At 62.8% G+C, this 10,164-nt stretch carries 9 protein-coding genes; 5 read left to right on the plus strand and 4 right to left on the minus strand.

The window, feature by feature from the left end:
* Nucleotides 1-8: 8 nt before the first annotated feature.
* The gene (locus tag F623_RS0107240) at nt 9-1,136 is read left to right on the plus strand and encodes a flagellin (RefSeq protein ID WP_018861530.1); all 1,128 of its coding nucleotides are present in this window, start codon (nt 9-11) and stop codon (nt 1,134-1,136) included.
* 18 nt (nt 1,137-1,154) lie between these two features.
* On the opposite strand, the gene F623_RS0107245 is transcribed toward F623_RS0107240, so the two are convergent.
* On the minus strand, nt 1,155-1,913 hold the full coding sequence (locus F623_RS0107245) for a hypothetical protein (RefSeq protein ID WP_026279399.1): 759 nt from the start codon (nt 1,911-1,913) through the stop codon (nt 1,155-1,157).
* Nucleotides 1,914-2,243: 330 nt separating this feature from the next.
* Between F623_RS0107245 and F623_RS0107250 the strand changes: the two genes are divergently transcribed.
* From F623_RS0107250 to F623_RS12870, 3 genes are all read left to right on the plus strand, one after another.
* Nucleotides 2,244-2,561 carry a hypothetical protein gene (locus F623_RS0107250; protein ID WP_018861532.1) on the plus strand — a complete coding sequence of 106 codons (318 nt, stop codon included), beginning with the start codon at nt 2,244-2,246 and terminating at the stop codon, nt 2,559-2,561.
* Between the two features lie 170 nt (nt 2,562-2,731).
* Entirely contained in the window at nt 2,732-3,409 is a 678-nt protein-coding gene (locus F623_RS0107255; protein ID WP_018861533.1) for a DUF3047 domain-containing protein, read from the plus strand.
* Between the two features lie 280 nt (nt 3,410-3,689).
* A complete protein-coding gene (locus tag F623_RS12870; RefSeq protein WP_231367713.1) occupies nt 3,690-4,949 on the plus strand; it encodes a bifunctional diguanylate cyclase/phosphodiesterase in 1,260 nt (419 codons plus the stop codon).
* Nucleotides 4,950-4,995: 46 nt separating this feature from the next.
* Here F623_RS12870 and F623_RS0107265 read toward each other — a convergent pair whose 3' ends face one another.
* From F623_RS0107265 to F623_RS0107275, 3 genes are all read right to left on the minus strand, one after another.
* Nucleotides 4,996-5,391, minus strand: a complete 396-nt coding sequence (locus F623_RS0107265) for a DUF4168 domain-containing protein (RefSeq protein WP_018861535.1) — start codon at nt 5,389-5,391, stop codon at nt 4,996-4,998.
* 310 nt (nt 5,392-5,701) lie between these two features.
* Nucleotides 5,702-7,912: a catalase/peroxidase HPI gene (gene katG / locus F623_RS0107270; protein WP_081616577.1), complete on the minus strand. Its 2,211-nt coding sequence runs from the start codon at nt 7,910-7,912 to the stop codon at nt 5,702-5,704.
* A gap of 240 nt (nt 7,913-8,152) precedes the next feature.
* Nucleotides 8,153-8,857, minus strand: a complete 705-nt coding sequence (locus tag F623_RS0107275; RefSeq protein ID WP_018861537.1) for a DUF4197 domain-containing protein — start codon at nt 8,855-8,857, stop codon at nt 8,153-8,155.
* 129 nt (nt 8,858-8,986) lie between these two features.
* Between F623_RS0107275 and F623_RS0107280 the strand changes: the two genes are divergently transcribed.
* Nucleotides 8,987-10,075, plus strand: a complete 1,089-nt coding sequence (locus tag F623_RS0107280; RefSeq protein WP_018868695.1) for a lecithin--cholesterol acyltransferase — start codon at nt 8,987-8,989, stop codon at nt 10,073-10,075.
* The last annotated feature ends 89 nt before the right edge of the window (nt 10,076-10,164 follow it).

The raw sequence follows: 10,164 nt of genomic DNA on the forward strand, positions 1-10,164 counted from the left end.
TCCACAACATGGCCCAGGTGTTGAGTGTTTCCACCAATCTCCTGTCGCTCAATGCCCAGCGCCACCTGCGTCAGTCTCAGGCGGCCCTGCAAACGGCCTTCCAGCGCCTGTCTTCGGGGCTGCGCATCAACTCCGCCCGTGACGACGCGGCCGGGCTCGCCATTTCCGAACGCTTCACGACCCAGATACGCGGCCTGAATCAGGCCATGCGCAATGCGCAGGACGGCATCTCCCTGGCCCAGACCGCCGAAGGCGCGCTCGGCTCCATGACCGCGAATCTGCAACGCGTACGCCAGTTGTCGGTACAGGCCGCCAACGCCACTCTGTCGGTTTCCGACCGCAGCGCCATTGACCGCGAAGCGCGCCGACTCCTGGCCGAGAATGACCGGATCGCCACCCAGACGACCTTCAACGGTCGGCGCCTTCTGGACGGCTCTATGGGCACCGCGCAGTTTCAGATTGGGGCCAATGCCGGACAAACCCTGTCCATAGACCTGGGCGACAGCATGCGCACCCGCTTTATCGGTGCCGTATCCAGCGCCTATTCGGAAAGGCTGGACACCGCTTTCGCTAACGGGTCTTTGACTGTGGACCAGGACTTCTCCATCACCGTTGGCGCACGTGACCCAGTCCACGTTCCCTCAGGGACCTATCGAAGCCCACAGGAACTGGCAACGGCGATTGATCGCGCCCTGGGATCCACCGCACGGGCGGTCCTGACCGACGACGGCCGACTGAACCTGATCGCCCGCGAGTCCCTGACCCTCTCCGGCGAAGCCGCGCTCACTACCCTCCGGCTGCCGGCGACGACCGCGCCCGCGGGGAGTCTGGACAGCATCGACCTGTCCTCGCGCCAGGGGGCGAGCGACGCCCTTTCGCGCCTGGATGCTGCGCTGGATGCGGTCAACGCAAGGCGCAGCCAGTTCGGGGCCATCCAGAACCGCTTCGAGTCGACCATCAACAATCTCGGCACGACCAGTGACAACCTTGCGGCGGCCCGCAGCCGCATACGTGATGCCGATTATGCGGCGGAGGTTACACGGCTGGTGCGCGCCCAGATCCTGCAGCAGGCCGGCATCGCCGTGCTGACCCAGGCCAACGCACTCCCACAAAACTTCCTGCGGCTGCTCCAGTAATTACCAACAGGCTAGCGCCTACTCCCCTGCGGGGTGTGCAGCCGCCCCGGCGAATTCGGGTCCCCGCACATCGTCGTCGGTCCACCCGCGATCGCGATCACGGCCGGTGACCCACCATTCGTGTACAAACAGGCGAATCGGCCCGAGCACGCGTTCCTCGAAACGCGACGGGAGCGTGTACGGGCCGACCTCCTCGTACTCCAGGAAAGTGGTGTCGACATGCGCATTCCGCGTCGGCTCGAATCCCGTGAGGGTGATGTGCACCCGGTACAGAAGGTCCGTTTCAGGATGGATCCACATCACTACCTGATCCTCATCCGCCTTGCCAAACCCCGGCTGTATGGTCGCCAACAAGCGGCGGTACTCGACACCATCCTCGCGGCGATCCTCCAACCGCGTGATGGACTCAGCGCGGTGTTTTACAAAGGTCGGCCCGTAGTGGAACAGCTTGCCGGCATCGGTCGTCATCGCGGTCGCGCGAATCCGGTCCTCGTCGTCGCTGCGCTCGCCGTCGTAGTACAAGCGAATATCACGACCCTGCCGCACCACGGTCTTGGTACCCTCAGGCCCCGTGTAATGGACCGCGTAGAGCTGATCCGCGGGGCGATAGCGCTCCTCGCCCTGCCCACGGTAGCCGCCATCCGCCACCAGTGGTTGTACGCGCTGCACCATCCGGCCCCACTCCCCGTCCGTGGACTGGTTCAGGTCACCGGCATACGCGCGAAGATCCCCGCCATGCGCCGCCATCGTCCGGGCAAAGAGCTCCTCCGCGGTCAGCCCATCGGCAAACGGCTTTCCTGGATCCGGCTCCGGAAAGGTGGTCGCGCAGCCAGCCAGCAGTGTGAGCGCTGCGACCAGGACCCAGTGTCGAAATGAAACGGGCCTGATGTCCCGGCTTGAGGACAGTTTCATCGTTCGCACCTCTAACTGTGCATATTGCTTTCTTATAGGGTCTCGGCGCGCCGCGTTCAATGCACAGATCATGGGCAACAGGCGGCATCCAGGTATTTGACGACCCCCGGGGGATATTTCCTAACGTGGGGGCGTAGTGCTCAGGGATGAAGCTTCTCTTCCGAATCCACAAGGAAGGCAACAGGAGGACACCCCATGCACCATTACGACAACGTACCCGCAGTCAACTGGGATAACGGACAACACGCGACACAGGCGAAAATGCAGGTTCTGAAAAAAGAACCCGTAGTGCTGAACATGCCGGACGACATGGACTGGTCCGTCGACGACACGACATTCCGCTGTCGCCAAGACGGCGAGGCACTAATGGACTGCCAGGGCGGCGAACTGCTGCGCCACCTGGCCCGACAGAACGACATGCCTGGTCTGGAGCAGGTCGCAGAGGCCTGCGCGGAGTCCAAGTCCCGCGTGGACCTCCACCCCACAAGCCAACGCATCGTGGTTCACGAGTAACACCCTTTCCCGCCCGAGGCCGCAGCCATGCGCTTCGGGCATTTTCGAAGCGGAGCCATATCCAGGCCCTGTTAGCGGCTGATGGATGTGAACCGATACCCGTGCACGCCTTCCGATCGGCAGGTGCGTCACCTACCCTTGTAGATTCATGACGCCGCACCGGGTGGCCCATGGCCAACAGCACTCCATTCCGTCGCCCATCGACTGACAAACAGCGCCCACGGTTACTGTTTGCCGCCGCTCTCGTCTGGTTCCCTGGCCTTGCCCTTGCGTCGGAACCAATTTTCAGCCCAGCCGACATCCTGAACTGGGAGACCAGGGCCTTCGAAGGTGAAACGCAATACAAGTCCGTCGAAATTGACGGGCGCCATGCCGTCCACGCGAGTTGCGACAACAGTGCGTCCGGTCTCTACCTGAAAAAGACGATCGATCTCGAGCGGACTCCCATCCTCGAGTGGAGTTGGCGCGTGGACAAGACGTTCACCGGCATTGACGAAACCACGCGTGCCGGTGACGACTATCCGGCGCGCGTGTACGTGGTGAAGGACGGTGGACTGCTACGGTGGCGCACACGCGCGATCAACTACGTCTGGGCCAGCGAAAAACCGGAAGGTGCCGACTGGCCGAATGCCTACGCCAGCCAGGCCCGCATGCTCGCGGTGCGTTCCGGCCCGCCCGCCGAAACCGGGCAATGGTTCTCCCAGCGGCGCAATGTTCGCGAGGATTTCCAACGGTTGCATGATCGCGCGGTCGACAGCATCGACGCCATCGCCATCATGACGGACTGCGATGACACCGAGAGCACTATCGAGGCCTGGTATGGGGAGATCCGCTTCGTGCCGGAATAGCCAAACGCGTCACAGTACCGGTGCAGGCAATCGCTTGTATGACGCAACGCCCGAGAACATCATTTCCGGCTCTCGTTCATCGACCACATCGGGCCACCCCCACCCGTTCCGACAGCGATACCAGCACAAAAAGACATCGCCAGCAGGTCATGCGGCGAAGTACTAAACTCCCAGCACGTCCGAGCGTTACGTTAGTCAACATAGTTTTTCGACTTCCCGAAGCCACCGGGGCAGGCAATGCGCCATGGATGAGCCGGGGCGGACCCTCAAGGAAGGCGCGATGTCCAGGCCCGATTCGACACTCTTCCCGACAGGCGGGACAAGGTATTCCGACTACCTGGCACGGTCCACACTCCGCTCCTGGGTCGGGATGTCATTCCTCTCCGCTACGCTGATCGTCATCCTGGGACTGCTGGTCTCCTGGTCGGTGACCTATCTGGCCGGTGGGGCCGACAACCTCGTACCACACCTCTATTACGTACCCATATTAATCGCCGCTGCACGTTTCGGACCTGGGGCCGCGCTGATCGTCGCACTAACAGCCGGCATACTGGCCGGCCCGCTGACCTACGTAGATGTTGCGGCGGGCACCGCACAGGAGACCGAACGCTGGCTCACGCGCACCGCCTTTTTCGTCGGCATCGGGCAATTGATGGCCTGGCTCGTCATTCCCGCGTTGACCCCCGTCACCGAGGAACTGCGGCGCATGCGTCAGGAGTTCGATATTCGACGAGGCCTCAGGCACAACGAATTCTTTCTCCGCTACCAGCCAATCTATTCAAGCCGCCAGCGCCGCTTCGTAGGCGTCGAAGCACTGATCCGCTGGCAACATCCGGTGCACGGGGAACTCACGCCGGTGGACTTTCTCGATGTAGCCGAGGGCTCGTCCCTGATACACGATATCGGCAAGTTGGTGATCGCCGAGGCCTGCAGGCAAACCGAGGACTGGAAGACCCTGGCCGAGGCGCAGGGCCAGGAGCCCTGGTATACCGCAATCAACCTGTCCGCTCGGGACCTGATTCGCCCCGAGTTGGCATACGACGTTGCATCCGCACTCAAGCGACACCACCTGCCGCCCGAACTGCTGACCATCGAACTTACCGAGACCGTGCTCGCGCTGGAAGACGCCGAACCCGCCCTCGAGGCCCTGAATCATCTGGGGGTGCAACTTGCCATCGACGACTTCGGCACGGGATATTCATCGCTGGCCTATCTCAACCGTTTCCCGATCGACACACTCAAGCTCGACCGTCAGCTTGTTTCCAGACTCGACCACGACCCCTCGGCCGAGGATCTCGCACGTGGGATCGTGCTGCTGGCCAGCTCGCTCGGGTTGAAGATGGTCGCCGAGGGCGTCGAGACCCAGAAGCAGGTCGAACTCGGTCACGACCTCGATTTTGACCTCATGCAGGGTTTCTACTTTGCTCGTCCGTTGAGGTCCGATGAGGTCCCTGCCCTGCTGCTAGCCAGTACGGCGGACCAGGACCTGCGGCCACCTGCCTCCTTCCGCCCCAACGGAAAAACCCCGCCGACCGAGTAAGTCAGCGGGGTTGCAGGCGTAGAACACGAGCCGAAGCTCCTGCGAACTACGAGTCCTTGGCCACTTCGGCGAACTGCTCCCCGAGATCGCTGTCGTTATCGATCAGATAGGCGATGCTGCGGTACTCCTCGACCGTCAGGCCTTCGTCCTCGATCGCGGACACCATTTCGTCATTCGCCTCGTCGCGCAGCTCCTGGGCGTCCTCGCCCTCCGCCTCGGCGATATCGTCCGCATATTCGGAGCGGATGTCCTGAGAGGCATCCGCAGCGGCCAGAAAGCTTTCCAGATCGCTTTCGCTAACGTCCTCGGCGGACAATTCGGGGTCATCCGTCCATTCCTTCTCGAAAACGTCCTTGTCATCGGCGACTACCGTGGAGGCACCACCGAACGCGAGTCCCAGGGCCAGGGTGATCGAACAGGCCGTGGCTGTGTTGTGTCCCATCTTGCGCCTCCTGTTCATAAGATCGGTTTGCTTGCTGACCATCCGCCACCTTGCGCGGACGGTCACGACCGGGATGATGCAGACCTCATGCCAACCCTCCCGAACAACCCGCATTGCGCGTCATCATCCCCTATTGGCACAATCTCACCGGCTCGCGTGTCCCCGAATCGCCTCCAAAAGCGGGTCAGTTCGACACATGAATCACCTCGACCCGTATCGCGCTGACCCGTTTCGGCGGGGACGAAAACTGCCCCGGAGCAGGATTACCCCGGGGCTTGCCAACTCGAGCGCGTACGTCAATCCTGTTGCTCTAGTTGAGGTCGAAGCGGTCCGCGTTCATGACCTTGTCCCAGGCCCGGACGAAGTCGTTCACGAACTTCTGCTGTGCGCCCTCCTGGGCATAGACCTCGGCAATCGCACGCAGCTGCGAGTTGGACCCGAAGATCAGATCGACACGCGTGCCGATCCACTTCTGTTCACCGGTCTTGCGGTCACGCCCGATGAACTCCTCGGCCTCCTCGGAGGTGCGTTCCCATTCGGTATCCATATCCAGCAGATTCACGAAGAAGTCATTCGTGAGCACGCCGGGACGATCGGTGAACACACCGTGGCGTGACCCGCCCACATTGGTGTCCAGCACGCGCATACCCCCCAGCAGCACCGTCATCTCCGGCGCACTCAGTTTCAGCAGCTGGGCACGATCGAGCATCATCTCCTCGGCCGGCACGGTGAAGCGCTTCTTCATGTAGTTGCGGAAGGCATCCGCCTCGGGCTCCAGCACCTCGAACGCCTCGACGTCGGTTTGCTCTTCGGTGGCATCGGTACGGCCTGGGCGAAACCGGATTTCCACCGCATGTCCCGCCTGCTGTGCCGCCCGCTCAACTGCAGCCGTCCCGGCCAGCACGATAAGGTCCGCCAGCGACACCTTCTTGTTGCCGGACTGAGCGGCGTTGAAGTCCTGCTGAACCCCCTTGAGTGCATCAAGGACCCGGGCCAGTGTCGGTGGCTCGTTCGACTCCCAGTCCTTCTGTGGCGCCAGCCGGATGCGCGCGCCATTGGCACCGCCGCGCTTGTCGGAATCGCGGAAGGTCGATGCAGCGCCCCAGGCCACCTTGATCAGGTCGGCTGGCTTCTGGCCGGTCGCGAGGATCTTTTCCTTCAGGGCCTTCACGTCCTCCTCGTCGATCAATTCGTGATCGACCGCTGGCACCGGGTCCTGCCAGATCAGGTCCTCTTCCGGGACCTCGGGCCCGAGATAACGGGCCTTCGGTCCCAGATCGCGGTGGACCAGCTTGAACCAGGCGCGCGAGAACGCCTCTGCCAGTTCGGCCGGGTTCTGGTGGAAGTGGCGCGCGATACTCTCGTAATCCGGATCGACCTTCAGCGACAGATCGGTCGTCAGCATCATCGTCGTTTCCTTGGTCGACGGGTCATGCGCCCTGGTCACCAGGTCCTTGTCGGCCACATCCTTCGGTTTCCACTGGTAGGCGCCGGCAGGGCTCTTGGTCAGCTCCCACTCGTAGCCGAACAGCATGTCGAGGTAGCCGTTGTCCCACTGCGTGGGATTCGCCGTCCACGCACCTTCCGGGCCACCGGTGATCGTGTCGTCGCCCTTGCCGGTGCCGTAGCTGCTTTTCCAGCCAAGCCCCATTTGCTCCAGTGGAGCCGCCTGCGGCTCCGGTCCCATGTGGGACGGATCGCCCGCGCCATGCACCTTGCCAAAGGTATGTCCGCCGGCAATGAGCGCCACGGTCTCGTAGTCGTCCATCGCCATGCGCGCAAAGGTTTCGCGGATGTCGCGTGCGGCCTTGACCGGATCGGGTTCACCGTTCGGACCTTCCGGATTCACGTAGATCAGGCCCATCTGCACGGCTGCCAGCGGGTTTTCCAGATCCCGGTCGCCGCTGTAGCGCTTGTCGTCCAGCCACTCCTTCTCGGCACCCCAGTAGATATCCTCTTCCGGGGCATAAATGTCCTCGCGACCACCCGCAAAGCCGAAGGTCTTCAGGCCCATGTGCTCCAGCGCGCAGTTACCCGCCAGGATGATGAGATCCGCCCAGGAAATCTGGTTGCCGTACTTCTGCTTGATCGGCCACAGCAATCGCCGGGCCTTGTCGAGGTTGGCGTTGTCCGGCCAGCTGTCCACTGGCGCAAAGCGCTGGTTGCCGGTGGAGGCGCCGCCACGACCATCGCCCGTGCGATAGGTCCCTGCGCTGTGCCAAGCCATGCGGATCAGGAGACCGCCATAATGACCGTAGTCCGCTGGCCACCAGTCCTGCGAGTCCGTCATCAGGGCGTAGAGATCCTGTTTCACCGCCTGCAGGTCGAGCTTCTGGAATTCCTTGCGGTAATCGAAGCCTTCGTCCAGCGGACTGGACTCAGGGGTGTGCTGGTGCAGGATCTTCAAGTTCAGCTGGCTCGGCCACCACTGCTCGACCGTGGTACCGCGACCGCCAAGCCGGGTCTGAGCCCCGTGCATTACCGGGCATTTTCCTTCCCTATTCAGATCATTGGCACCCATAGCGTTCTCCTTCCATCAAATGGTGAACAAGGCCTCTTCCGCCCCTGGAAATCTGGACTCGGTCCAAATCTCTATTTCAAGGGACTCGTCATTGCCTTGTCCGTTCCATCTCACGCTACACCCGTCCCGAAATGCGCCGGAAGTATTGTGTTTCTAACGGATTGATAGGCACAGCACATGACACCCAGGCTCGTGGGATGCTTCTCCCACAGCCTCGGCCGGAAACGTCAGGTGTCGGACTTAGCGGGAGCCGAAATAGTCGCGCAGGAGTTGCGTCGTACGCGCCGCCGGGTCCTCGCGGATCCGGCGTTCCTCGTCCGCAAGAATGGTGAACAGGCCATCCAGCGCGTGATCCGTCACATAGCGGTCCAGGTCGACATCGAAATCCGCGAGCCCGGGGATGCGGCGCGCCGTGTCGCGCAGCGGCTGGTACACGCGATACACCCCGGCCCCCTCCATGTGCTCGCGCACGACGGGCTCGTAACGCTCGCGCAGCTCGGATTCTGACGCGCCGCGCAGATATTGGGTCGCGGCATCGTCATCGCCGCGCAGCACGGCCTGAACGTCGGTAGGCCGCATCTTCCGGATCGCGCTCACGAACACCGGGGTTGCTTCCCGCGCGGCGGCCTCTGCGGCACGGTTCATGCGCCGCTCAAGATCATCGACCTGGCTGCCCAGCCCGGCGCGGCGCAGCGCATCCCCGGCCTGCTGCAGCTCCTGCGGCAGGCCGATCCGAATCGCCTGATTGCCCCAGTAGCCGTCTTCTTGCCCCGTACGTTCGACGGTACGTTCCGTACTCACCTGAAGGGCCTCGCGAATCGCCTCTTCTGCACGGTCGCCACCACTCCCCTCGCCGTTGAGTCCGAAGTCACGGACATCCAGACCAGCACAGGCGGAGAGGAAAAACGGAAGCCACAGCAACAGCAAGGGCGGTGAATAACGCATGAAGGAATTCCTGACGACGGGTGCACCACATGATACACACCACCACGCGCCCATCCCGGGCCCCATTCACCGAATCCCGCGTCCGTCCGGACTTGCGATTCATTTGCGCATGCTCAATCGTAATCGGACATGAACCGCACTCCGCGCCGCCGAACACTCCTGCGCAAGCGGCTGTACGCAGCCGCCCTCGTCATTGGCTTGCCGCTCCTCGCGTTCGTCGCCTGGGTGGCCTGGACGGAGCAGCATCCCGAGCAGGAACGCGAGCTTCGCGTCGAGGTACAGGATCGCCTGCACGAGTGGTTTCCCGAGATCATGGCACTCCCCGACGAGCTGCGCGGCTTTATCCCCCGATCCTCGGTGTTCGATGACGACGCCGAGCCGGAGATCATCATGCTGCACGGTCTCGACGAACCCGGAAATATCTGGGACACGCTGGTACCCGCGCTCGATTCCGTCGGCATCAATGGCTGGGAGTTTCGTTATCCCAACGACCAGGCGGTAGACCACAGCGCCGACCTGTTGGCCGAGTACTGGGAGACACTGGATCGCAACCAGCCCGTTGTACTGATCGGCCACAGCATGGGCGGGCTGGTGATCCGCGACTTCGTTACCCGCTGGCGACACCCGGTGGACGGGGATCCCCGAGTCGAAGGTCCCCCCATCGCTGGCGTAATCCTGGTCGCCACTCCCAATCAGGGCTCCGACTGGGCGCGCCTGCGGGTCTGGCTCGAGGTCCGGGAGTGGCTTGTGGATATCCGCGAACAGCGCTTTTCGCTATTCGCCGGGCTTCGCGACGGGACCGGCGCGGCCAAGATCGATCTCAGGCCCGACAGTCAGTTCCTCACAGACCTGAATGAACGCCCCTGGCCCGAGGCCATCCCGGTGAAGATCATCGGTGGCGTCGTGCCCGAGCCTACCCCGGCGATGGAAGCCAGCCTCACGGCCCTTAGTGAACAATTCGGCATCGAGAACCTGCCCAAGCACATCGAGGACTGGTGGGAGGAAACCAGCGAGGGCTTGGGCGATGGGGTCGTTCCAGTGGAATCACTGGCCCTCGAAGGGCATCCCGAGCCACTGGTACTGGAGGCCTCGCACCGCGGCCTGCTGGTGCCCGGCCCCCTCACGGAGTATCCCCCTGCGATCGAACCGATTCTGCACACCCTGTTCGACTGGCGGGGCGAGGCCGCGCCCATTGCACCTGTCGCCCCGCCAGACTAGGGAGACGCTGATTTAATCGCGCGTCCGCGCTCGAGTCGCTTTTGCGTGGGAACAAGGCGCGGTGACTGCCGTGCAGTCATTCTGCACAA

Origin of the sequence: Thioalkalivibrio sp. ALD1, from assembly GCF_000381245.1 — a bacterium.
Taxonomy (GTDB): domain Bacteria; phylum Pseudomonadota; class Gammaproteobacteria; order Ectothiorhodospirales; family Ectothiorhodospiraceae; genus Thioalkalivibrio.

Bases quoted from the DNA above. Each gene is read 5' to 3' on its own strand.
- F623_RS0107240 (WP_018861530.1), top strand. From the start codon at position 9: ATGGCCCAGGTGTTGAGTGTTTCCACCAATCTCCTGTCGCTCAATGCC.
- F623_RS0107250 (WP_018861532.1), top strand. From the start codon at position 2,244: ATGCACCATTACGACAACGTACCCGCAGTCAACTGGGATAACGGACAA.
- F623_RS0107255 (WP_018861533.1), top strand. From the start codon at position 2,732: ATGGCCAACAGCACTCCATTCCGTCGCCCATCGACTGACAAACAGCGC.
- F623_RS12870 (WP_231367713.1), top strand. From the start codon at position 3,690: ATGTCCAGGCCCGATTCGACACTCTTCCCGACAGGCGGGACAAGGTAT.
- F623_RS0107265 (WP_018861535.1), bottom strand. From the start codon at position 5,391: ATGGGACACAACACAGCCACGGCCTGTTCGATCACCCTGGCCCTGGGA.
- katG (WP_081616577.1), bottom strand. From the start codon at position 7,912: ATGGGTGCCAATGATCTGAATAGGGAAGGAAAATGCCCGGTAATGCAC.
- F623_RS0107275 (WP_018861537.1), bottom strand. From the start codon at position 8,857: ATGCGTTATTCACCGCCCTTGCTGTTGCTGTGGCTTCCGTTTTTCCTC.
- F623_RS0107280 (WP_018868695.1), top strand. From the start codon at position 8,987: ATGAACCGCACTCCGCGCCGCCGAACACTCCTGCGCAAGCGGCTGTAC.